Annotated in this window: 24 protein-coding genes; 16 read left to right on the forward strand and 8 right to left on the reverse strand. The window is 66.3% G+C overall.

The features are described 5' to 3' along the window. The first annotated feature begins 23 nt into the window (after positions 1-23). From IWX78_RS08665 to IWX78_RS08675, 3 genes are all read left to right on the forward strand, one after another. The gene (locus tag IWX78_RS08665; protein ID WP_196833119.1) at positions 24-503 is read left to right on the forward strand and encodes a DUF3151 domain-containing protein; all 480 of its coding nucleotides are present in this window, start codon (positions 24-26) and stop codon (positions 501-503) included. A 63-nt stretch (positions 504-566) separates the two neighbouring features. Further along, a complete protein-coding gene (locus IWX78_RS08670; protein ID WP_196833120.1) occupies positions 567-1853 on the forward strand; it encodes an adenylosuccinate synthase in 1287 nt (428 codons plus the stop codon). A 3-nt stretch (positions 1854-1856) separates the two neighbouring features. Continuing rightward, entirely contained in the window at positions 1857-2600 is a 744-nt protein-coding gene (locus tag IWX78_RS08675; protein ID WP_196833121.1) for a signal peptidase I, read from the forward strand. Here IWX78_RS08675 and IWX78_RS08680 read toward each other — a convergent pair. Continuing rightward, on the reverse strand, positions 2597-2920 hold the full coding sequence (locus tag IWX78_RS08680; protein ID WP_196833122.1) for a hypothetical protein: 324 nt from the start codon (positions 2918-2920) through the stop codon (positions 2597-2599). The two genes, IWX78_RS08675 and IWX78_RS08680, sit on opposite strands and share 4 nt — an antisense overlap. Before the next feature lie 118 nt (positions 2921-3038). Next, positions 3039-3584 carry an AMIN-like domain-containing (lipo)protein gene (locus IWX78_RS08685; RefSeq protein WP_196833123.1) on the reverse strand — a complete coding sequence of 182 codons (546 nt, stop codon included), beginning with the start codon at positions 3582-3584 and terminating at the stop codon, positions 3039-3041. Positions 3585-3900: 316 nt separating this feature from the next. On the opposite strand from IWX78_RS08685, the gene IWX78_RS08690 reads away from it, so the two are divergent. From IWX78_RS08690 to IWX78_RS08715, 6 genes are all read left to right on the forward strand, one after another. After that, positions 3901-4485, forward strand: a complete 585-nt coding sequence (locus IWX78_RS08690; protein WP_196833124.1) for an alternate-type signal peptide domain-containing protein — start codon at positions 3901-3903, stop codon at positions 4483-4485. A 153-nt stretch (positions 4486-4638) separates the two neighbouring features. Beyond that, positions 4639-5241 (forward strand): alternate-type signal peptide domain-containing protein, encoded by a 603-nt coding sequence (locus tag IWX78_RS08695; protein ID WP_196833125.1) that lies wholly within the window; start codon positions 4639-4641, stop codon positions 5239-5241. A 4-nt stretch (positions 5242-5245) separates the two neighbouring features. Continuing rightward, positions 5246-5923, forward strand: coding sequence for a hypothetical protein (locus tag IWX78_RS08700; RefSeq protein ID WP_196833126.1), 678 nt, complete (start codon positions 5246-5248; stop codon positions 5921-5923). Then, entirely contained in the window at positions 5920-7125 is a 1206-nt protein-coding gene (locus IWX78_RS08705; protein WP_196833127.1) for a hypothetical protein, read from the forward strand. Before IWX78_RS08700 ends, IWX78_RS08705 begins: the two co-directional genes overlap by 4 nt. Continuing rightward, positions 7122-7793, forward strand: coding sequence for a hypothetical protein (locus IWX78_RS08710; protein ID WP_196833128.1), 672 nt, complete (start codon positions 7122-7124; stop codon positions 7791-7793). The genes IWX78_RS08705 and IWX78_RS08710 overlap by 4 nt, the downstream gene beginning before the upstream one ends. Before the next feature lie 77 nt (positions 7794-7870). Beyond that, on the forward strand, positions 7871-8689 hold the full coding sequence (locus tag IWX78_RS08715; RefSeq protein WP_196833129.1) for a response regulator transcription factor: 819 nt from the start codon (positions 7871-7873) through the stop codon (positions 8687-8689). An 11-nt stretch (positions 8690-8700) separates the two neighbouring features. On the opposite strand, the gene IWX78_RS08720 is transcribed toward IWX78_RS08715, so the two are convergent. The 4 genes from IWX78_RS08720 to IWX78_RS08735 all read right to left on the reverse strand — a co-directional run bounded on the left by IWX78_RS08720 (position 8701) and on the right by IWX78_RS08735 (position 11787). Then, the gene (locus tag IWX78_RS08720) at positions 8701-9117 is read right to left on the reverse strand and encodes an Hpt domain-containing protein (RefSeq protein WP_196833130.1); all 417 of its coding nucleotides are present in this window, start codon (positions 9115-9117) and stop codon (positions 8701-8703) included. Between the two features lie 173 nt (positions 9118-9290). Continuing rightward, complete coding sequence (locus tag IWX78_RS08725) at positions 9291-10136, reverse strand: ABC transporter permease (RefSeq protein ID WP_196833131.1); 846 nt, start codon at positions 10134-10136, stop codon at positions 9291-9293. Then, entirely contained in the window at positions 10133-11125 is a 993-nt protein-coding gene (locus IWX78_RS08730; protein WP_196833132.1) for an ATP-binding cassette domain-containing protein, read from the reverse strand. The genes IWX78_RS08725 and IWX78_RS08730 overlap by 4 nt, the downstream gene beginning before the upstream one ends. Positions 11126-11178: 53 nt before the next feature. Next, the gene (locus IWX78_RS08735) at positions 11179-11787 is read right to left on the reverse strand and encodes a maleylpyruvate isomerase N-terminal domain-containing protein (protein WP_196833133.1); all 609 of its coding nucleotides are present in this window, start codon (positions 11785-11787) and stop codon (positions 11179-11181) included. A gap of 38 nt (positions 11788-11825) precedes the next feature. Between IWX78_RS08735 and IWX78_RS08740 the strand changes: the two genes are divergently transcribed. The 7 genes from IWX78_RS08740 (at position 11826) to IWX78_RS08770 (ending at position 18080) form a co-directional block, all read left to right on the forward strand. Then, positions 11826-12959: a lactonase family protein gene (locus IWX78_RS08740; protein WP_196833134.1), complete on the forward strand. Its 1134-nt coding sequence runs from the start codon at positions 11826-11828 to the stop codon at positions 12957-12959. Continuing rightward, positions 12956-13591, forward strand: a complete 636-nt coding sequence (locus tag IWX78_RS08745) for a GNAT family N-acetyltransferase (protein WP_196833135.1) — start codon at positions 12956-12958, stop codon at positions 13589-13591. The genes IWX78_RS08740 and IWX78_RS08745 overlap by 4 nt, the downstream gene beginning before the upstream one ends. Before the next feature lie 70 nt (positions 13592-13661). After that, positions 13662-14612 carry a DMT family transporter gene (locus tag IWX78_RS08750; protein ID WP_334684643.1) on the forward strand — a complete coding sequence of 317 codons (951 nt, stop codon included), beginning with the start codon at positions 13662-13664 and terminating at the stop codon, positions 14610-14612. 89 nt (positions 14613-14701) lie between these two features. Then, entirely contained in the window at positions 14702-15400 is a 699-nt protein-coding gene (locus IWX78_RS08755; protein WP_196833136.1) for an ABC transporter ATP-binding protein, read from the forward strand. A gap of 140 nt (positions 15401-15540) precedes the next feature. Next, on the forward strand, positions 15541-16794 hold the full coding sequence (locus IWX78_RS08760; RefSeq protein WP_334684644.1) for a permease: 1254 nt from the start codon (positions 15541-15543) through the stop codon (positions 16792-16794). A 72-nt stretch (positions 16795-16866) separates the two neighbouring features. Next, a complete protein-coding gene (locus tag IWX78_RS08765; protein ID WP_196833137.1) occupies positions 16867-17166 on the forward strand; it encodes a chorismate mutase in 300 nt (99 codons plus the stop codon). Further along, positions 17163-18080 (forward strand): SDR family NAD(P)-dependent oxidoreductase, encoded by a 918-nt coding sequence (locus IWX78_RS08770; protein WP_196833138.1) that lies wholly within the window; start codon positions 17163-17165, stop codon positions 18078-18080. The genes IWX78_RS08765 and IWX78_RS08770 overlap by 4 nt, the downstream gene beginning before the upstream one ends. Before the next feature lie 103 nt (positions 18081-18183). Here IWX78_RS08770 and IWX78_RS08775 read toward each other — a convergent pair whose 3' ends face one another. Together IWX78_RS08775 and IWX78_RS08780 are read right to left on the reverse strand one after the other, a co-directional pair. After that, positions 18184-20094 carry a YhgE/Pip domain-containing protein gene (locus IWX78_RS08775; RefSeq protein WP_196833139.1) on the reverse strand — a complete coding sequence of 637 codons (1911 nt, stop codon included), beginning with the start codon at positions 20092-20094 and terminating at the stop codon, positions 18184-18186. Continuing rightward, a complete protein-coding gene (locus tag IWX78_RS08780; protein ID WP_196833140.1) occupies positions 20091-22865 on the reverse strand; it encodes an MMPL family transporter in 2775 nt (924 codons plus the stop codon). Before IWX78_RS08780 ends, IWX78_RS08775 begins: the two co-directional genes overlap by 4 nt. Between the last annotated feature and the right edge of the window lie 67 nt (positions 22866-22932).

Here is a 22932-nt window from a genome sequence, read left to right on the forward strand (position 1 = left end):
AGGTGACGCGGTAGGCTGGTCGGGTGACTGGAGACAACCTGCTTGGTGTGCCCGAGACGCGCCTTCCGGCTGAGCCGGAGGTCGTCGACGCCCTTGACCGCTCAACGACGGTGGATGACATCGCCGCGGTCGCCGCGGCTCATCCGACCTCGTCGCTGGCGTGGGCCCGGCTGGCCGAAGCGACCGTCGACCTCTCCCATCCGGTGACGGCATACGCCTACGCGCGAGTCGGATACCACCGTGGCCTCGACGCACTGCGTAAGGCCGGGTGGCGGGGACAGGGACCGATCCCGTGGTCGCATGAACCGAACCAGGGGTTCCTTCGGGCGCTTTACGCCCTGCGCAACGCGGCGGATGCCATCGGCGAGGTCGACGAAGTCGCCCGGCTCACCGAGTTCCTCCGTGACGCAGACGAAACCGCTCCCGCCCGGATCGAAACCGAGAGCCTGCCGCTCGAGCCGCCACCCTCGACTGAAGTCTTCTTCATTCGAGGACAGGACTAGGCTCACCGGCCCGCGGCCCGACCGCGTAACGATTTTTTCCCAGCCAATGAAGGAGCATCCGCCATGCCAGCAATCGTGATCGTCGGCGCCCAATGGGGCGATGAGGGCAAGGGGAAGGCCACCGACCTGCTCGGCAGCCGGATCGACTACGTCGTCAAGTTCAACGGCGGCAACAACGCCGGGCACACCGTCGTCGTCGGCAACGAGAAGTACGCGTTGCACCTGCTGCCCTCCGGCATCCTGACCCCCGGGGTCACCCCGGTGATCTCGAACGGCGTCGTCATCGACCTCGAGGTACTGTTCCACGAACTCGAGGCGCTCACCGCGCGCGGTGTCGATGTCTCACGGCTGAAGGTGTCTGCGAACGCTCACGTCATCACGCAGTACCACCGCACGCTCGACAAGGTGACCGAGCGGTTCCTCGGCAAGCGTCAGATCGGAACGACGGGGCGAGGAATCGGTCCGGCGTACGCCGACAAGATCAACCGGGTCGGCATCCGCATCCAGGACCTGTTCGACGAGAACATCCTGCGGCAGAAGGTCGAGGGCGCGCTCGACGTCAAGAACCACATGCTGCTGAAGATCTACAACCGCAGGGCCATCTCTGCCGATGAGATCGTCGAGGACCTGCTCTCATACACGGACAGACTGCGGCCGATGGTCGCCGACACCGCACTGGAACTGCACGAAGCGCTCGAGCGCGACGAAATCGTGTTGTTCGAAGGTGGACAGGCGACGATGCTCGACGTCGACCACGGAACGTACCCGTTCGTCACGTCGTCGAATGCGACCTCGGGCGGAGCGGCGACGGGTTCGGGTATCGCACCGAATCGGATCGACCGCGTCATTGCGATCGTGAAGGCGTACACGACACGCGTCGGTGCCGGGCCGTTCCCCACCGAACTGTTCGATGCATCGGGTGATCACCTGCGGTCGCGTGGTTTCGAGTTCGGCACGACCACGGGTCGCCCGCGTCGGGTCGGCTGGTATGACGCCCCGATCGCACGGTATGCGGCGCGCATCAACGGGGTGACCGACTTCGTTCTGACCAAGCTCGACATCCTCGACGAGCTCGAGACGATCCCGGTCTGTGTCGCCTACGAGGTCGACGGTGTTCGATACGACGAGATCCCGGTCTCGCAGTCGGACTTCCACCACGCGACGCCGATCTACGAGGAATTCCCGGGCTGGAAGCAGGACATCTCCGGCTGCCGTACCTTCGAAGAGCTTCCGAAGAACGCCCAGGACTACGTGATTGCGCTCGAGGGCATGAGCGGGTCGCGGATCTCTGCGATCGGGGTCGGACCAGGACGGGACGCGATCGTCGTCCGCCACGACCTGATCGACTGAGTCGTGGTCGAGCCCGGTGAGGGTGCCGTCGATCCTGAAGCTGCAACTCCTGGCACGGATGCTGCCAGGAAGCACGGCCGTCGCGGTCTGCCGGTGAAGCGGCGGGCGTCTGTCAGACAGGTCGTCGCCGCCCTGGTCAAAGTCGTCAGCTGGGTCGTTCTGATCGTGTGCGGTGCCCTCATCATCGGATTCGTTCTCGTGCCGAGGCTGACCGGCTCGACGCCGTACACCGTCTTGACCGGGTCGATGCGGCCGAGCATGCCCCCAGGCACGACCGTGGTCGTGAAGCCGATCGATTTCGCCGACATCCGCGTCGGTGATGTGATCACGTATCAGATCGCTTCCGGAGAACCCGAGGTCGTCACGCACCGGGTGATCGCGGTCAATGTCACCTCCGACGGAGTGCGGCTCGAGACCCAGGGTGATGCGAACCCGTTACCGGATACGGAGCCGGTCCGCGAAGAGCAGGTGCGCGGCAAAGCCTGGTACTGGTTGCCGGTGATCGGCTACGTCACCAATGGAGTGACGAGCGACACCCGGACCTGGCTTGCGCAGGGCTTCGGAGTCGCCCTCATCGGGTATGCCGTCGTCACCCTTGTCGTCACAGCGGTGCGGGGTACGAAGCGCCGCACCGACACGGATGCTGTCGCTCACGATGACACGGAAGCCGATGTCTCCGAGGAAATCGATGTCTCCGAGGAAACCGACGTCGCCGGCACCGAAAAGGATGGCCGACCCGCCAGTTAGAACGGCGGCGGATCCGCTTCGATGAGCGGGGGAGTGTCTGGACCGCGCCGCGCGAGATCGTGCCGCTGGGCAGGCGAGAAGTTCGTACCAACGGTCACGACGGCGTCTTCCGTCATCAGCGCGATGCGCCGCGCCTGATCGATGAACTCGGCCTTCCATGCGGACTGCCGAGCATGAAGCCGGTCGATCTGCGTGACCGCGCCGAGGAGAGCTCCCGAGATGTCGGCGATCAGCGCAGCGGTGCTGAACAGTGGGGACTCGTCGCCGAGGGTGGTCGGGATGCCCGTGTCGTCTGTGGACTCAGCGCCTGTGCCTTCCATGGTTCACGTAGACACCAGGCCACCGACATTTCTTCGAAGGTTTTTGGTCGTCTGGGCAAAGTCTTTCGTGCGTTTGTCTGTGGAAGGATCGATTTTCCCGCGATCCCTCCACAGCACATCACCACCGATGAGCGACGTCGATGACGAGTCTGCTACCCGTGCCCGGCCCATCGAGGATGAAGGTCCGGAACGGGAGTCGTGCTCGTACTCCAAGGCCCAACGTCGTCTGCCCCTCGAAGCTCCCGGCGTATGCCACCTGGCGGAACGTGGAGAACCCGCTCAGCCCGACAAGCTCCCGCGGGTTGGCCGGCGTATACACCTGCCCTGCTGAGTTGTAGTTGGGAACAAGAGCGACGACCTGCAGGTCGGCTGCTCCTCGCAACGGCACCGGGGTTCCTGACCCGTCCTGCCGTACGACACTGACATAGCGAACATCGAAGCCACGGATGTCGCCCCTCACATCGAGAACCAGGCGGTCGAAACACGGATGCTGTCCGGCCCGAACACCGGTGAGGGTCGCGTTCACCGATCCGATCCGCTGGGTGTCCGCGAGCGATCCCCAGGTGATGCCGCAATACGGAGCTGCGGTCGCAGCAGGCCCGGTCGACACCAGAAAGACGGCGCCGAGAAGAATGCTGATCAACAATGCCAAGGAACGCTTCATCGCGGTTCCCTCCTTAGAGTTCAGGCCCCACGCGGCACATCGTACGCCGCTGATCGGCGAGAGGGGAGAGGTCGAATGTCACGGATCGGATGTCATTTCGACGGCCGGAAATCGCACACTCACGACCACATCTGCCAGTACTGCGGAAATCTTGAGCGAACCTTGTGCGGCAAGCCGAGAATTCTTGGAACCTTGCGGATCTCCGGGCTTTTTCTTGACCCGGGTTGGGAAATATCAGTGTTGTTCGAAGCGCAAGGCAAGAACATCCCAGCCACTGAGTAGCTCCTCCGCTGCCAGGCCACAGAAGGAGAATCCCATGAAGAAGTTCAGCATGAAGAAGACCACAGCAGCAGCCGTCGCAGCAGCCGTCGGTGCAGCACTGCTCCTCGGTGGAGCCGGCACCCTCGCCTACTGGTCCGACACCGCCGCCAGCTCGACCCAGATCGTCAACGCAGGCAAGCTCGACCTCGGCGCAACCGTCACCGCCGGCACCTGGAAGGTATCGAACGGCACAACGATAGTCGACCAGCCGCTCACCGGAAAGGTCGTCCCGGGCGACCAGCTCAAGGCTGAGTTCCTCGTTCCCGCCGAGCTCGTCGGCCAGAACCTGAAGTCAGAACTCAAGGTCACCCCGTCCGTCCCGGCAGGCACGCTCTCCAGCAAGGTCACCGTCAAGGTTGCCATCGCCACTGACGCCGCGACCACCGTCACCTCCAGCTCCACCCCGATCGTCAAGGAATTCACCCCGACGACCCTCGCGGCAGCATCCACCGGCGGCAACGTCAAGGTCACCGTGACCGTCGACTTCCCCTTCGGCACCGCGGTGGACAACACCTCGATCGACACTGCACTCTCGGCAATCTCGCTGGCCTACGAGCTCAAGCAGATCGCCAACAGCTAGAAAAGCTCCACCTTGCAGCGGAGGCGGGATCAGTCCCCGAGCTGATCCCACGGGCCCTGTCGTGTACCCGACACGGCAGGGCCCTTTTTCCTGCAAGCCGCACCACCCGCACCACCCGCACCGCATCACAAGGACCGCACGGAAGGAGTCACCATGAAGAAGCCAATCCGCACTCTTCTCGGCCTCTCCGTCGCAGCAGTCCTCGGCTCCATCCTTCTCCTGGGCGGCGCCGGATCCCTCGCCTTCTGGTCGGACTCATCAACCAGCGCGACGCAGCAGATCCAGTCCGGGTCCCTCGACCTCGGCACCAGCAGCCAGATGACCTTCGCCAACGCCACGATCAAGCAGTGCGCACCGACCTGCACTTCCTCCACCCCGAGCGTCGCGTACGCCGGCGGCCCTCTCGTCCCCGGCGACGTCGTCACCGCAACGGTGAACGTTCCCGTCACTCTCGTCGGCCAGAACCTGAAGGCGCGCTTCGCGGTCACCCCGACCAAGAACCCGACGGTCGCCTCCGCCGCGGCAGACGTCGCGCTCAGCAACGCGATGTCGATCACCGTGAAGCAGATCAACGGCGCGACCGCAACGTCACCGGCAGCCCTCACCCTCACCCCGGCGCAGATCGCCAACGGCACCGTCCCGGTTGTTCTCGAGGTGGCATTCCCTTGGGGAACTGCCGGCCAGTACAACGACGCCATGGGCGGAAAAGTCTCCCTCGCGGCCACATACACGCTGACGCAGATCGCCGCCGGTTAGACCCGTGACGACAACAGAGCCCCGGCACGAACGCCCGACCTTTCTCACCAAGCCCGTGCTCTTCGCGTGCGTCGCACTCGTCGCGGCTGCCTCCCTTCTCGGCGGCCCGGTCTCGTTCGCTCTCTGGAACGACCAGGTGGCTCAGCCGGCACAGCTCATCGATTCGGCCAGTGCAATCTCGCTGGATGCTTCGGTGACGTCATCGGCATACGCTCTCGGCTCGCTGAGTTCGACGGTCGCCACCTCCAGCTCAGGAATCATCCCGGGAACCCGCGGTCAGAAACTCACCTTTGCCATGACCGGCGGAGCCGGCAACGGTGTTCAGGGCTACATTTCGGGAACCGTCGCCGCCTCGCCCAAATCTGCCTGGGCAGCCGTCTACACGGCGGGCTACCTCACGGCGACTGCCACCTCGACGGGTGCTTGCACCGTGAACCCGGCCCCCGTTGTCGTCTCAGGTGCCCTGACCTGGACCTTCTCGACCACCACAGGTCAGACCGTCAAGGCCGGCCAGTCCTGCACGGTCGTGCTCGACCTGTCGATCCCCGCCGTCAAGAACGGCGTCGACGTTTCCCGAGTCCTGCGCGGCACCCGCGGGACGACCACCGTGCTCAACCCGTTCGCCGATTTCACCGCGAACGCCACACTCTCCCAGGTCCCCCGGGCAGAGGAGAAGCCATGAGAATCCAGTTCCGGATGCCGTCCGTCGCCGTCCTCGCGGCGCTCGCTGTGACGGCGATGATCGCCGTCGGGCTCCCTGCGTCGACCACCGCAGCCTCCCTCACCGCGAGTGGCTCGGCCACGACATCGGCGGGGATGGGCAGCTGGTGCTCGGTACCGAACCCCTCCGTATCGGGCAATGTCTACTCGCTCAGCGACTTCACCGAGATCCAGGCCCCCGAGAGCACCACCGACACCGGTGCCGCGAAGACCACTGTCCGGATGCTCGTGCTCCCGGTCGTCAACGACGGGAGCTTCGACCCGGTGGAGCCGCTGCCCGCCCAGGTCGGTGGAGTCGACAACCAGCTCGGCGTGCGGCTCTGGAGCTGCACCCCCGGCATGAGTTCGACCCAGTCGATCAAGCTCACCGCCTGGCGCGGGAGCTATACCGCCACCGCAGCGAGTGCGTGGGTCTGGGACGTGGCTCCCACCTCAGTCTCGTTCGCGCAAGCGCGCCTGAACGCTGGGGCCAACCTCGCGATCAACGGCGCAACGACCACGACGACCCGGCCGGGCACCGAAGTGCGTGACGCGCACCGCGGGATCAACAATCTCGGCGGACAGTCCGGCGCGAACGCCGACCCGGTGACGATGCGCTACAGCTGGATGCTCACCAACGGGCGCACGAAGAACGCCGACTTCACGAACGACCCTGCATGCGCGAGCAAGACCTGTCACGTCGACGGCGGGGCAGGGGTCACGAACTACAACAACGTCTTCTCGGGCGTCGACACCGCAGCGGCATCCAACGCCGTCTTCCAGAACTCGACCACCTACCTGGCGGAGAAGTATTACTCGGGCGCTGGCACCTGGCCGTCGACCACGACGACAACCACGCAGTTGCAGTGCAGCTCCCAGACCCGGGAACGGATCTGGTTCTGGTACACCGACTGGAGCGCATGGTCCGCGTGGACCGATGCAACCGGCACGGCCTGCCCGGCAAACACCGACCTGCGTCAGTACCGATCTCAGACGGTCCCGCGGACCGTCACGGTCGACTCCGTTCCGACCGTGACGCCCACCGTGATCGCGCCGAAGGGCTCGAACACCAACGACGCACTTCTTCGTGACACGACAGGAACCCTGATCCAGTACGTCGTTCTCGAATGGTGGGGAACGGGCACACCGCCGGCCGACCTCGAGGTGGAGGTGTTCGTCAAGTGACCGCACATCTCCTCCGCCGCATCTCCCGGCTCGGAAAGGCCTCCGTCGGTGTCGCCGTCGCTGCGGTGATCGCCTTCTCCGGTGCGTCGAGCGCGGCCGCAGATCCGATCGACAGCGATACCGATCGGACGCTGTCGCTCACCCGTGCAGACGGATCGCCGATCGGGACCCTCTTCAGCGACTGGACCATGGTTCCCGGCGACATCGTTCACACCACCGTCGTTGCTCACCGCACCGGTGGCGGTGAGTCCAGTCTCATGATCACGCTCGGAGACGGCGACGAGCAGCGTACGTCCGGCCCGACCGCCGTCGAGCGCGATGTTCTCATCACCGTCGCAGGCAACGGCATCGAGGTCACCTCCTCGGCAGCAGACCTCAAGCACACGGATGCTGTCTTCGACCTCGGCAGAAGCTCCGCAGCGAGCGTACCGATCGATGTCACATTCGAACTGCCGTTCAGCTCGGGCAACGGAACCCAGCTGCAGTCCCTCGACCTGGGTCTCGTCGTCATCGCTGCAGATATGGAGATCCCGGCTTCGACGGACGGTCTGGCCAGCACCGGAGCATCCGTCCGTGATGCGCTGATCGTGGCCGCCGTCGTCACCTGTTTGGGTCTGCTCCTCATTGGGGGGCGTAACCGTCGTGTTGAAGCAGGAGAGCACGACTAGAGTGGCAGGGGTTCGAACCCATCGAACCTGACAGCGCTCGGTGGAGTGCGCCGCATTTCCGGGGGGAACCGCACGATATGGCTGAGGACGTACGCCGCACCGCTGTGGTCATTGAAGATGACGCCGACATCCGTGGACTCGTCGAGACCGTCCTGCGCCAGGCCGGATTCGAGGTCACCTCGACGGCGAGCGGCACCGAGGGTGTCGAACTCGTTCGGACCATCAAGCCGACGATCGTCACCCTCGACATCGGGCTCATCGACATCGACGGCCTCGAGGTCGCGCGCAGGCTGCGGCTCTTCACCGACTGCTACATCGTCATGCTCACTGCCCAGTCAGACGAGGCCGATCTTCTCTTCGGGCTCGAATCCGGGGCCGACGACTATGTGATCAAGCCGTTCCGTCCGCGCGAGCTCCGCGCGAGGATCGAGGCCATGCTCCGTCGGCCGCGCACCAGCCCGCTCGCGGTCCCGGATGCCGTTGCTCCGGTGACCGCGCCGGTCGCGCAGGCTGCCGCGTCGGTGTCAGCCCCGGCAACCGCCGTGATCACCGCCGACGTCGATGAACTCGTCTACGTGCACAACGGGCTGCTCCTGAATGCGGACACCCGCACCGTCGAGCTCCAGGGCGCCGAGCTCGACCTCACCCGCACCGAGTTCGACCTCCTGCGGTCACTGCTGAACAGCAAACGGCGCGTGCGGTCGAAGGCGGACCTCGTCCGCGAACTCCGCGACGAGGTTTACGTCGCGAACGACTTCGTCAGCGAGTCGGAGGAGCGATCCATCGAGGTCCATTTCGCGAACCTGCGACGCAAGCTCTCTGACGACCCGAAGCATCCGCGCTGGATCGAGACGGTCCGCGGCGTCGGCTACCGGCTCTCGCCCGTGCGCGACTGACGCCGGCGTACTCAGGCCGCGTGCTCCGTTGAGCGGCTGCGGCTGCCTGCCATCAGAACGTCGACCGTCTCGGTGCCGATCTGTCTCAAGGCGTCGACGATGCACGGCGCCTCATCGATGCGACCCGCGCGGACCAGTGATTCGAGCTGGCCACCACAGGCGCTCAGCCTGACGGCGCCGATCATCTGAGCGGCGACCTTGATGCTCAGGGCACAGTCGTAGATCGCGGCGCGATCGCGGGCAGCGACGCTCGCCTCTGCCCGGTGCAGCCGCTCGGGCCAGTGGGCGACGAACGTGGCCACGAACCCGTCGACGGCATCCTGATCGGAGTCCAGTGAGAAGAGCAGTGCGTCGAGGGCGGAGTGATCGAGAAGGGGCAGATACCCGGTGTCGTCAGGAGGGAGCGGGGTGTCTAGGGGGGAGTTCACCGCGTTCACCAGTCCTGAGTTGTCCACCGGGTATCTGCCCGTGAGCGGTATTCGGGTTGCCGCTGGTTCGATTCTGGTCGCCGATGATCAGGATTAGGCAGCAGCAAAGCTCAAGTTTTCGCTAATTTTGTCGACACCCCTTCGGGGGGTGCGGCCGGATGGGCGAGGAACCGTCAGCGCGACGTGACCTGCGAGAACCGGCGGATGCTCAACGGCACGAAGATCCCGAGAATCACGACCACCCCGATCAGCACGGCGAGCGCCGGGTTCTGCTGGACCCAGCTGTCACCGACCGGGGTTCCTGCGGGCACATTGCCGAATAACTCGCGCGCCGCCTGCACGAGCGAGGTGACCGGATTCCACTCGGCGAAGGCTCGGAGTGGACCGGGCAGGGTCTCGGCCGGAACGAACGCGTTGGAGATGAAGGTGAGCGGGAAAAGGACGAGGAACGACACGTTGTTGATTACCTCAGGGGAGCGCACCAGCATGCCGAGGAACGCCATCACCCACGACAGCGCGTACGCGAAGAGCAGCAGGAGGGCCACGCCGGCGATCGCCTCGGCGAGGCTCGACCGCACCCGCCAGCCCACGATGAAGCCGGTGGCCATCATCACGGCCATGGAGATGCTGTTGATGAGCAGGTCTCCGTTGGTCCGGCCGATGAGCACCGCGGATGGGCTCATCGGGAGGGTCCTGAACCGGTCGATGATCCCGTCCTTGAGGTCCTGGGCCATCGCCGAGCCGGAGTAGGTCGAACCGAAGACCACGGTCTGGGCGAAGATCCCGGCCATGATGAACTCGGTGTACGTGCTGCCCGGGATGTCGATGACACCGGCGTAGACGTAGGTGAACAGCAGCACGAACATGATCGGCTGGAGCGTGGTGAAGACGAGGATGTCCGGCACTCGCTTGATCTTGATGAGATTCCTGCGTGTCGTGATCCAGCCGTCGTTGAACCAGCGCGCGACAGGCCCAGGACTCTCGCGGACCTCGACGGGCCTCGGGATGGTGGAGGTCACGTCGCCTTCTCCCTCGCCGTTTCGACTTCCGGTTCGCTCGTCGCAATGTGACCGGTGAGTCGGAGGAACACGTCGTCGAGGGTCGGGCGCCGCATCCCGGCGTCGAAGAGTGCGACGCCGTGCTGTTCGAGGTCACGCAGGACGAGTTGCAGGGCTTCCGGGCCGCTGGCCACGCTGACTGTGACTGTCCGGGAATCGTTCGACACGGCCGGCTCCGCCGTGCCGTACTGGCGGAGGACCTCGACGGTTGCCGCGCGATCGTCCGGCGTGACGAGGTTGAGTTCGACCCGCTGGCCGCCGACGGATGCCTTCAACTCATCCGCAGACCCGCGAGCGATCACCTTCCCCCCGTCGATGACATTGATGTCGTCGGCGAGCTGGTCGGCTTCTTCCAGGTACTGGGTCGTCAGCAGCACCGTGGTTCCTTCGCTGACCAATGACCGGATGATGTCCCACATGCCGAGGCGGCTTCGCGGGTCGAGTCCTGTCGTTGGCTCGTCGAGGAACAGCACCTGGGGTTGGGTGACGAGCGCTCCGGCGAGGTCGATTCGTCTCCGCATGCCGCCGGAGAATCCCTTCACCGGCCGATTCTGCGCTTCGGACAGGTCGAACAGTTCGATCAGCTCCCGTGCGCGGGCCCTCGACGCTTTCGCCCCCAGGTGATAGAGCCGGCCGACCATGTCGAGGTTCTCGAAACCGGTGAGGTTCTCGTCGACCGCCGCATACTGGCCAGAGACGCCGATGATCGGCCTGACCGCCTCCGGGCGCCGCAGAACGTCGATGCCCCCGATCGATGCTGAGCCGGATTCGGGGGTGATGAGCGTGGTGAGCACTTTCACTGCCGTGGTTTTCCCCGCTCCGTTCGGTCCGAGAACAGCGGTGATCGTGCCGCGCGGCACAGAGAGGTCCAGCCCGTCCAATGCGTGGACCGGGTCTGCCCCTTTGGGTGTGTACGTCTTTCGAAGGCCGACGGCCTCGACGAAATTCATTGTCCGACAGTACTCCCTGACCGGCTGATCCCAACAGGTCCCCCGGGGGAATTTCAGACGACGCTGAATCCCTCCTGAAGACGTTCACGACCCGTCAGGGCCATCAGCAGCTGCTCGCCGTCACCCTTTCTCGCAGCGATGCCGGCAGCAAGCGCGGCTGTCTCTTCGATGAGGTCGGGGTCGAACTGCGCCACCTGCCCGGTGGCGCGGGCGATGTCGATGGAGTGGACGACGAGCTCGAAGACCCGGGTTTTCAGGTACTCGTGGAGGGGGATGCCCATTCCCCCGAGCGACACCAGCCGCGACGGTTCCTGAGCGAGGATCAGCGTGAGTGCGCGGTCCTTGAGCGCCTCGATCCGCGTGACCTGGTCATCGCCGAGCGCGAGTCCGGCGTCGACGCCGCGCTGCGCGATGGCCTCCGGATTCGTGTAGACGAGGTAGATCTGCCCGTAATAGTCACCGGCGGTCTCCATGTCGACCTGGCTCGCCGGATCGAGTTCGAGGTAGTCGCCGACGGTGATCAGGGCCCGCGCGGTGTGGCCGACGAGCGAGCGAACGCTCCAGACGCCGAGGCCGAGCGTTTCCCACTGATCGGGGCGGATGCCGCGGACGAGGGCGACGAAGACGTCGGCCGCACGCGAGAAACTGGACGCTGTTCCCATGGTTCATGCTTGCATGATCTGCTGCCAGACTGAAGAGCATGGCGCAGCTCGATGTCCCCAATCCGCTTTTCTGGCTCGGCTCGTACACCGACGAAGCCGGTGGTTCGGGAGCGGGTCTGAGCGCGCTCCGGCAGGAAGACCGGGGAACGTTGCATCCTCTCTCGTCGTCTGCGCTCCCCTCGCCGTCGTTCGTGGCCATCCACCCCACCCTTCCTGTCGTCTATGCCGCGCTCGAACCGTCAGGGACGGTCGAGGCGCTGGCACGCCGCGGAGAGTACGGCCTCGTGCCGCTCGGCCGGCCGATCGAAGCGGGAGAGGCCGTATGCCAGCTGACGGTGACGCCGGACGGCGCTGCGCTTCTCGCCAGTTGTTACGGCGACGGCCGCATCGTGGTCTTCCCCCTCGCCGCCAACGGTTCGTTCACCGCAGACGGCATCATTGCCGCTGCCTCGAACGACCCGTATGGCAACCCGCTCGCTGCCCAGGCCGCCGCAGACGAACCCGTTGATTTCGGGGACGATCCGTTCGCCGATCTTGCCATCCGCAAGGCGGTATCGGACGCCGCCGTCGACCGACCGTCGCGCGCGCACGCCTCCCTCGTCCTGCCCGAGGGGCGGATCGCCACCACCGACCTCGGGCACGACACGGTGCGGATCTGGAGTCGAAACGTCGCCAGGCTGTCGCTGAGCCAGGAGATCGTTCTGCCGTTCGGCGTCGGCCCCCGTCATCTCGTCGCCCACCCGTCCGGGCATGTGCACGTTGTCACCGAGTACTCCAATGAGGTCTTCACCCTGTCGAGGGCGGATGACGGGCGGTGGCGTGTCGTCGCATCCGTTCTCGCCACCGCTGACTCGATCGAGGATGGCGACAACGCGTCCGAGATCACTCTCGCCGCTTCGCGCGAGCAAATCCACGTCTCCATCCGAGGCACCAACCGGGTGGCGACGCTCACCATCTCAGGAGACGGTTCGGTGCTGCGCCCGATCGCCGACGTGGACAGCGGCGGCGACTGGCCGCGGCACCACGCGGAGTCTGGCGGGTTGCTCCACGTCGCGAACGAGAAGTCCGGCCAGGTGTCGAGCTTCCGCCTCGATGCCAGAGGGGTCCCCGCGAAGCGGATCGGGTCGGTCGAGACCGGCTCGCCCACCTGCCTCGTCCCGGCCGACCGATGACCGCGGCGATTCCGGCCCCTGCAGCGCTGATCGGGCGGTTCATCCGACTCGACCCGATGACTCCGGACGACCACCCCGGGCTGTTCGATGCCATTGCCGTGCCCGAGGTGTTCGCCGGCGGGTACGGGGGAGGGCCGGCGGGGCTGCCGCGCGACCTCGACGGCTTTGCCACGTTCGCCGCCGGCTACTACAACACAGGGTCCAATCAGACCTTCACGATCCGGTTGATCGGTGGAGAGGCCGACGGCCTCATCGTCGGTACGTCGACGCTCGGCGACTTCGACCCCAGCCGGGAACACGCGCACATCGGCTGGACAGCATACGACCCGAGGGTGTGGGGCACTGCGGTCAACGCCGAAGCGAAACTGCTGCTGCTCGGTCTCGCCTTCGACGCCGGCTTCGGTCGGGTGAAACTCCAGGCAGACGAGCGCAACGAACGGTCGCGCGCAGCGATCACGAGACTGGGCGCCACCTTTGAGGGACTCATCCGCCGGGACCAGAAGCGGGCAGACGGCAGCTGGCGCACGACGGCGGTGTTCTCGGTGATCATCGATGAATGGCCGGCTGTTCGCGCGGAACTCGAGGCGAGAGTCGCCAGCGCAGACGGCCCCGTCACTCTCGGCCGCGACTGACGGCAGGATCTCGCGGTTACGTGACCGATTTCCGCCAGTGGCAATGTTTCAGCGGCGGTAGATTTGCCCGGTGACCACACAACAGCACCCAGCTCCGACCGCCGTCCAGCCGACACAGGCGGCCGGCCAGCCACGCATCATGCTGCAGTTCATCGGGATGGGCCTGATCTGGGGGGCCAGCTTTCTGTTCATGAAGGTCGCACTGACCGGCGTCTCATTCGGGCAGGTCGCCTGGAGCCGCATCATGCTCGGGGCGCTGACCCTCGCGATCGTCGCCCTCGTCACGCGGGCCAGGCTGCCACGACAGCCGATCATCTGGCTGCACTTCACCGTGATCGCCATCACGTTCTGTGTCGTGCCGTACCTTCTCTTCGCCTGGGCAGAGCAATACATCTCGTCGAGTCTCGCGTCGATCCTCAACGCGGTCACTCCGATCACGACCGCCGTGATGGCCACCCTCGTCTTCCGGGTCGAGAAACTCAACTGGGGTCAGATCCTGGGGGTGCTCGTCGGCATGGGCGGCGTCATCGTGATCGTCGCACCATGGCAGATGGGTGCCCTGCTCGGGGACTGGCGCGGACAGGTCGCCTGCCTCGGCGCTGTCACCTGTTACGGCTTCGCGCTCGGTTACCTGCGCCGTTTTCTCGGACCGTACAAGGTGCCCTCGATCACCTCCGCGTTCATGTACATCTCCATTGCCGCCGTCGTGATGCTGATCCTCACCCCGGTGGTCGCATCGCAGCCCGTGCAGCTCGATCTGTGGGTGATCCTCAGCCTGATCGGCCTCGGTGCGCTCGGCACCGGCGTCGTCTACATCTGGAACATGAACGTGCTCACCGCCTGGGGCCCGACGGCGACGAGCGGGGTGACCTACGTGACCCCTGTGGTCGGAGTCCTCCTCGGCTCGCTGCTCCTGCAGGAGTCGCTGAGCTGGCATGAGCCGGTCGGCGCGGTGCTCGTCTTCGTCGGCATCCTGCTCACCCAGCAGCGCATTCGTCTCGGGCGCCGCGTTCGCGCCTGATTCGGGCAACAAGACGTCACCCGGAAGGATGACGGCGGATCAACCTCAGGCACGATGTGCGGATGCCGTCACGCGGCGATGCTGGACACATGAACATAGATTCTCCTCTCCTGTCCGGGTCCGCCCTCGTGAAAACATACGGATCGAGCACTGCCCTCGCCGGGGTCGACATCTCGATCGGAGGCGGCGAATCCGTCGCGATCATGGGCGCATCCGGATCGGGAAAAACCACCCTTCTGCACGCACTCGCCGGCATCACCGCACCCGACTCCGGGCGGGTCGAGTTCCAGTCGCCATCCGGTCCGGTCGACGTGACCAGGTTGAACGAGCGTGAGCGCTCGCGGTTGCGCCGCGAAGCCTTCGGCTTCGTCTTTCAGCAGGGGTTGCTGATCCCCGAGCTCACCGCCATCGAGAACACGGCCCTGCCGCTCATGCTCGCAGGCTACCCCCGCCGTGAAGCGGAAGGCCGCGCTCAGCACTGGCTCGCCGCTCTCGGCCTCGCCGGAATGGAAGCTCGACGGATCGGCGAACTCTCGGGTGGTCAGGCTCAGCGCGTGGCCATCGCCCGTGCGCAGGTCACCGGCGCGACCGTGGTGTTCGCCGACGAGCCCACAGGGGCTCTCGATTCCACGACGAGCGACGAAGTCCTCACCGCGCTTCTTGAGTCGACGGTCGGGCAGGGCCACGCTCTCCTCATCGTCACCCATGACGAGACCGTCGCCGCCCGGTGTTCGCGGGTCATCCGTCTTCGTGACGGTCGCGTTCTTCCCGAGGTCGTGGCCGCATGACCGCGACGACGTTCCCGCGACCACCGGCATCTGTTCGTTCCCGTCCGGATCGGGCACCGGTTGCACGCCTGACCTGGCTTCTGGCCCGCCCCAGCGCTCAGAGCGCCGCGGTGCTCCTGCTCCCAGGCATAGCGTTTGCGGTGACAACCGCGTTGGTGCTGATCGTGCTCGGCGGAGGGCTGATGTTCTGGCGGTGGACACCCGAGGACAACACCGACGCGATGGTCTACCAGACGCTGAGCGTGCTCGCGCTCGTTCTGCTCCTCGTGCCACTCGCCTCCCTCGGCGGCGCCGCGGCGCGGTTGTCGGCTCGACGTCGGGATGACCGGCTCGCCACGTTGCGGCTGCTCGGCGCGACCCCCGCGGTCGTGACGCAGATGACCGTGCTCGAGTCGACAGCGATCGCTGTGCTCGGCTCTCTCGCCGGCATCGTCCTGTACCTGATCTCGATGCCGTTCGTCGGTCTCATCCCCTTCGCAGGCGCCGCCATCGGTGCGGGTGAGCTCTGGGTCGGCCCGGGTGTTCTCGCGCTCGTCGTCGTCGCCGTCGCCGCCCTCGCCGCGATCAGCGCGGCGATCGGCCTCCGTCAGGTGACCGTGTCGCCGCTCGGCGTTCGTACCCGCCAGACCGCGCCGCGGATGCACTGGATGCGGATCGTGATCGGAAGCGTCGCCATTCTCGGCGCATACGTCCTGCTCGGATCGATGTCGGAGGTCGCAGACGCCGCGCTCACGATCGCCGTGCTCGGTACCGGGATCGGAATCGGGATCGGTGTGCTCAACCTCATCGGACCGTGGGCACTCGGTATCGCCGCGAAGCTGTCGCTGGGTCGAGCGAAAACCGCTGCCGGCCTGATCGCCGCCCGCGGGATCCTCGAATCGCCCAAGGCCGCGTGGAGGCAGGTCTCCGGTGTTGCCATGACGAGCTTCATCGCTGTCGTCGCAGGAACCGGTATCGCATTCGTGGACACGCTCACCGGCGATTACGACGAGGACACGATGCTTCTCCTCGCTGACGTCCGCACCGGAATCATCATCACCGTCGTCGCGAGTTTCCTCATGGTCGCCTGCTCGGTTGGAGTGAACCAGGCCGCGAGCATCCTCGACCGGCGCGACCTCTACGTCAGCCTCGACCGGTTGGGCATGCCCCGCGAGGTGATCGAGAGTTCGCGGTCGCGCACGATCATGGGCCCGCTGCGCTTCGTCGCATTCGGCTCGGCGCTTATCGGGGCCGCTCTGGTTCTGCCTCTTGTCGGGATCACCTTCATCGTGGCCCCGGCGTCGCTGCTGATCATCGCCGGATGCCTTCTCGGGGGAGTTCTCCTCGTCTGGCTCTCGCTCAAGGCCACGAGCCCGGTGCTCACCCGGGTACTCAGTCAGCCGGAGCGGCTGTAGAGCAGGTGCTGCCGAGCGCCGTTCGGGTCGGTGCCCGGCACACACCACGGGCGGGCACGGTAAGTTGAGAGCATGGCCGACGGTGAAGTAACAGCAGAGCTTCTCAGCTTGAGATCCAGCATCGACAACATCGATGCGGCGCTCATCCACATGCTCGCCGAGCGGTTCAAGGCCACCCAGCAGGTCGGCAGGCTCAAGGCCGAACACGACCTCCCCGCCGCAGACCCCGAACGCGAGAAGCGCCAGATCGCCCGCCTGCGGGCACTCGCCGAAGATGCGCACCTCGACCCGGCGTTCGCCGAGAAGTGGTTCAACTTCGTGGTCGCAGAAGTCATCCACCACCACGAACAGATCGCCAACGGCGAGCGATGACCTGGAACGCTCACGACCTGCCTCCACAGACCGGCAAAGTCGTCGCGATCTCCGGTGCGAACGCGGGCATCGGATTCTGGTCCGCCTACCGGCTCGCCGGCGCGGGCGCATCCGTTCTTCTCCTCACCAGGAACGCTCAGCGAGCGGATGCTGCGGCGCGAGCGATCCGCGCCCAGGTGCCGGCCGCGGACCTCACGGTGGTGCCGCTCGACGTCGCTGACCTGGCATCGGTGCGCGACGCCGGTGCGCGGCTCGCCGAACTGCCGCGGCTCGATGCTCTCGTGAACAACGCCGGTGTCGTGCACCCGCCTCGGCGTCGAGAGCACACCGTCGACGGACTCGAACTCGTCACAGGAACGAATGTCTTCGGTTCGTTCGCCCTCACCGCAGCCGCCTTCCCGGCGCTGGAGCGCACTCCGGGAGCGCGAGTGGTTTCGCTCGGCAGCCTCGCCACTCTTCTGGCCAGGCTCAACACCGACGACCTGCAGCAGCGCGGCAGGTACTCCAGCTGGAACGCGTATGCCTGGTCGAAGATCATGCTCTCGTCACTCGGCTTCGAACTCGACCGGCGCCTGCGTGCACGGGGGAGTTCGACGCGGTCGTTCGTCGCCCACCCCGGCTATTCGATCTCGGGCAGGACGCCGACGGTGCCCGGAGTGAACGAGCCCACGAGGTGCACCCGTTTCGTCGACAGCCTGCAAACGGTTTTCACGCAGGGCAAGGACCGGGGTGCCGACCCCGTCGTTCGGGCGATCACCGACCCGGACGCCGATGGCGGAGCGTTCTTCGGCCCGAGGTTCCTGGTGAAGGGCGCCGCCGTTCCGGCGAAACCAGCAGCCGTCACCACCGATGAACGCGTGGCGAAAGCGGTCTGGGCCGAAGCCGAAGTGGCGACAGGGATGCCGTTCCTCTAGAGCCGCATCGCACCCTCACCAGGTCATCGCACGATCTTCAGGAGAGTTCTTCACGTGTCGTCCTGCGAATCGTGCGATGTCCTGTTGCGCGGTTGGCCGAGGCTCAGGCTGCGTGCGGAACCAGCTTCCGGACCGACACCGTGCGCGAGCGGGCGATGGCCAGAGTGGTCGCCGCGAGCGCCCCGACGGTCCACAGCACAAGCCCGGTGAGCGCTGCCGGAAGACCGGCGCCCGAACCGATCACCGCGTGGACGGCATCCACTGCCGGCTGCACCGGAAGCACTGCGGCGATGTCGCCGAGCACGGTGGGGGCCGTCGCGATGATGCTCGTGCCGATGAGTACGAGGGCGACGACCATGGCGATGAAGCGTCCTGCTCCGCCGAACACGGCGTTGAGCGCCTGGTTCGTTGCCGAGAAGGCGACAGCGATGACGACGGAGACCGCAGCGAGCCCGATCCAGCCGCCCGCATCCAGCTCGACCAGCGGCTGGAGGATCGCGGCGAGCAGCACGCCCTGGACAGCGCCGACCGCGGCTGCGGGCAGCCAGGCCCTCAGGGCGAGCACGGCTGACGGCCTGGTCGAGCCCAGCACGCTGACCGGCTTGGCGCGGAGCACGAGCAGGCTCGCGAACGCACCGAGCCAGAGCGCCAGGGCGGCGTAGAAGGGAACGCCGCTCGCCCCGAACGCCAGCGCGTCGTCGCCGTCGGCGACGACCGGCTTGGCGACGACCTCGGCGAGGTTCGTGCGCTCCGAGTCCGAGTACGTCGGCAGGGCGTCGACGGCGGTCGAGAGGCCCGTGGCGAGTTCAGCGACGCCGTCGGAGACGCCGGTGGCGCCGTCGGCGATGCCAGTGGCACCCGTGCTGAGTTCTGAGACCCCTCCAGCCAGCTGGGATGCACCCGAATCGAGCTCGGTGCCTGCTCCGGCGAGCGTGGCCGCCGCTCCGGCGACCTGGGAGATACCGCCGCTCAGGGCGGGGATACCGTCTGCGAGCGACTGCGATCCGGTGGCGACCGCCTGCGCTCCTGCGCTCAGCTGTGCCGCGGCATTCGGGTTCGCTGCTGCAGCCTGCTGGGCCTCCTGGAGGTAGGTCAGCACGGCGGCACAGTATGGGTCGAGCACGGGGTCGCAGCCCTGGGCGACCTGCACGAGCAGAGCGCTCTGCTCGTCGATCGTGGAGATCAGGCTGTCGACGCCGGTGGAGACCCCGGCGGCACCGGTCGCGAGACCCTGCGTCTGGGTGGGCAGGTCTGCGGTCTGGCGTGACAGTTCGGCGAGACCCCCGGAGAGCTGGCTGACGCCGTCGGTGTATGACGAGACGCCTGAGGCCAGCCCTGATGCTCCCGTCGACAGTTCGACGGTGCCGTCTGCGAGGTTGGACGCACCGTCCGCGAGTGCCGAGGCGCCGTCGCCGAGCTGGGACGCGCCGTCTGCAGCCGTACCGAGTTCGTCGCCGAGCGTATTGAAACCGAGGTAGATGTTCTCGAGGTAGCTGGTGGTCAGTTCGTTGCCGACGAGGTCGGCGGCCGTCGTCGTGATGACCTGGCTGACCGCGTCGTCGACGAGCCGGCTCTTGTCGCTCGTTGTGACGTCGATGGTGGCTTTCTCGGCATCCGCCGCGTCACCCGAGAACGACGTGGCTGCGGCGGAGAAGTTCTCGGGAATGGTGACGACTGCGGCGAAATCCCCCGATGCCAGTCCGGCGTCTGCGTCGTCTTCGTCGGTGAGGACCCAGGTGTAGTTGGTGTCGGCATCCGCGCTGTCACCCGCTCCTCCGACGAGGCCGGCTGAGAGCTGGCGTCCGAGCGGGACGGTCTGGCCATCGACCTCGACAGGGCTGTCATTGTTGACGATCGCACCCCTCACCTGGTCGAGGCGGTCCTGCGGGTTCCAGAACGCCCAGACGAGGACGCCGGCAACCACGAGGGGGACGAGAACGATGCCGAGGACAGACAGCCAGGTCACACGGCCGGATGCGCGGGCGGATTCGAATCGTGCCAGGGGGGTGGTCATGCGGATACCTCTGCTTCGTGCGACAGGTCTGAGGACAGGAGGGAGACGCGGGAGGCGCCGAGAGCCCCCGGTATTGCGTCGGAGATGGCGTCGGGGGAGAGCGTGCCGACGATCAGCGCGAGCGGCCGATCGTTCTGCTGAGCGGCCTGCTGGCCTGACAACAGCGCATCGTGGATGTTGCGGCGCGTGACGGCATCCGTCACCTGGTCGAGTCCATCGAGCGTGAGCATGCGGGGTGATTCGGAGAGGGCCCGCGCGACGGCGCGGACGGGATCGAGTGACTCACTGAGCGAGACGAAACCGACCCGGGCACGGACGGCTGCCGCGCGGACAGGGAGAACGAGTCCGGCCACCTTGAGGTTGCCTGAGTCGGCGTGCATGCGCCCTGAGAGCGTGAGCAGCAGTGCGGTGACCGCGGTCTCGCGCTCGCCGTCGACGACGAGGGTGCCGCCGTCCGGAAGGGCGATGGAGACATCGGCGAACAGCGGGACGGGACCGCCGTCGAGGGTGAGGCCCTCGGCGGAGACGATGTCGGTCGAGTCGGCGATCGGCCAGTCGCGCAGGGCGATCTCGCGGTGCAGGCCTTCACCTTCGACGTCGAGCGACGGCAGTGCGCGATCGAGCCACTTCGGGATCCACCAGGCTTTCTCGCCCAGCAGGGCAAGAACGGCGGGGACGAGGGTCATCCGCACGATGAAGGCGTCGACGAACACACCGACGGCGAGGCCGAGGGCGATCGGCTTGATGTTGACGTCACCCTCGGGGACGAATGCGACGAATACGGCGAACATGATGATGGCGGCCGCGGTGACGACCTTGGCTGAGCCGAGGAAGCCGGTCTCGATCGATGCACGGGCCTTGCCGGAGTGCACGAAGTCCTCACGGATCCTGGCGACGAGGAAGAGCTCGTAGTCCATGGCGAGCCCGAACAGCACACCCATCACGATGATCGGCATGAAGCTGATCACCGGGCCCTGCTGCGGTACGTGCAGGGCGTCGGCGAACCAGCCGTACTCGAACACCAGCGACACCACGCCGAAGGCGGCGACAACGCTGAGCAGGTAGCCGAGCGTGGCCTTGATCGGCACCCAGATCGACCGGAACACCATCGTCAGCAGGATGAGCGAGAGCCCCACGACGACGAGGGCGAAGGGGAGCAGGGCGTTGCCGAGCTTGTCGGAGATGTCGATGCCGACGGCGGTGAACCCGGTGACGGCGAGGTCGATGTCGTACTCGTCGAGGAAGTAGCCGTGGAGCGACCGGATCTCGGCGACGAGCGCCTTGGTCGACTCCGAGTCGGGAGCGCCCTCGGGGATCACCTGGATGATGCCGGTGTCTGCGGTCTCGTTCGGGGTGGCGAGCGGAACGGCAGCAACTCCGTCGAGGTCCTCGATCTCGCTCTTCAGGTCGGCCATCAGACCGAGCGGATCCGTCGAGGTCACGATGCTGCCCGTGACGATGAGCGGGCCGTTGAAGCCTTCACCGAAGTTGTCTGAGACGAGGTCGTATGTGACGCGGGCTGGGTCGTCTGCCGGCAGCCCACCGGCATCCGGGAGTGCGAGTCGGAGGCCGAGTGCGGGAACCGCGGCGAGGCCGAGGACGGCGACCACCGCGAGGATCGTCACGATCGGGAACCGGGTCACCGAACGAATCCACCCCACGAAGAAGCGGTTGGGTCTGTGCGTCTGCCGGGGAGCGTCACCGGTCTCACCTGAGGCGGCGTGTGCACGACGCGCCTTGCGCGATGTCGAGGGGCGAAGGCGGTCGCCGGCGAAGCCGAGGAGAGCAGGGATGAGGGTGATCGAGATGAGCACGGCGACGGCGACGCCAACGGCGGCTGCGGTACCCATGACGGTCAGGAACGGGATGCCGGCGACGCCGAGACCCAGCAACGCGATGATGACGGTGAGGCCGGCGAAGATCACGGCAGAACCCGCCGTCGCCGTCGCACGGGCGGCCGATTCCTCGGCGGTGAGGTCGCCCCGCAATTGTTCCTGGTGCCTCGAAATGATGAAGAGGGCGTAGTCGATACCGACAGCGAGTCCGAGCATGAGAGAGAGCATCGGCGTGGTCGAGGTGATCGACCCGAATGCCGTTGCGACGAAGATGAGGGCGATCGAGATGCCGACGCCGAGCAGGGCGGTGAGCAGCGGCATCCCGGCGGCCAGGAACGATCCGAAGGTCAGGAGAAGCACGACGAGGGCGACGCCGACACCGATGAGTTCGGTGGCGGTCAGGGTGGGCATGTTCTGGCTGAACAGCTGGCCACCGAGCGCTGCCTCTGAGCCGGCCGGGAGCGCGGCCGACAGGGCGGCGACCTCGTCGGCGAGCGCGGTCTTCGTGCTCTCGGTGATGTCAGCTGTGACCCCGTCGAACTGGACGCTGATCAGGGCGGCAGCGTCGTTGTCGCTGATCGCGCCTGAGATGTTCTCATCGAATGGCGAGACGGCCTGCGCGATCTGGTCGAACTCGTTGACGGCGTCGACGGTGTCGGAGATTGCGTCGACGATGTCGTCGTCGGTGACGGCATCCCCATCTGGCGCGACCACGACGATCTGTGCCGTGGCGCCGCTGACCTGCGGGAACGTGGTGGAGAGCGAGTCGAGCGCTTCCTGCGACTCGGTTCCCGGGATCGAGATGTTGTTGTCGAGGCCCTGGTTGAAAAGCAGGGCACCGCCACCGGCCAGTGCAAGGATGAGGATCCAGGCACCGACGACGACCCCCCGGGCGCGGAATGCCCAACGACCGAGCGAATACAACAGTGAAGACACGGGGGCTCCTAGGGAGAGGGGTGCGAGGCGGGGCGCGATTCGCGCGCTCAGTACACCAATGTATCCG

The sequence above is a fragment of the Mycetocola sp. CAN_C7 genome, assembly GCF_015752285.1.
Classification (GTDB): Bacteria; Actinomycetota; Actinomycetes; order Actinomycetales; family Microbacteriaceae; genus Mycetocola_A.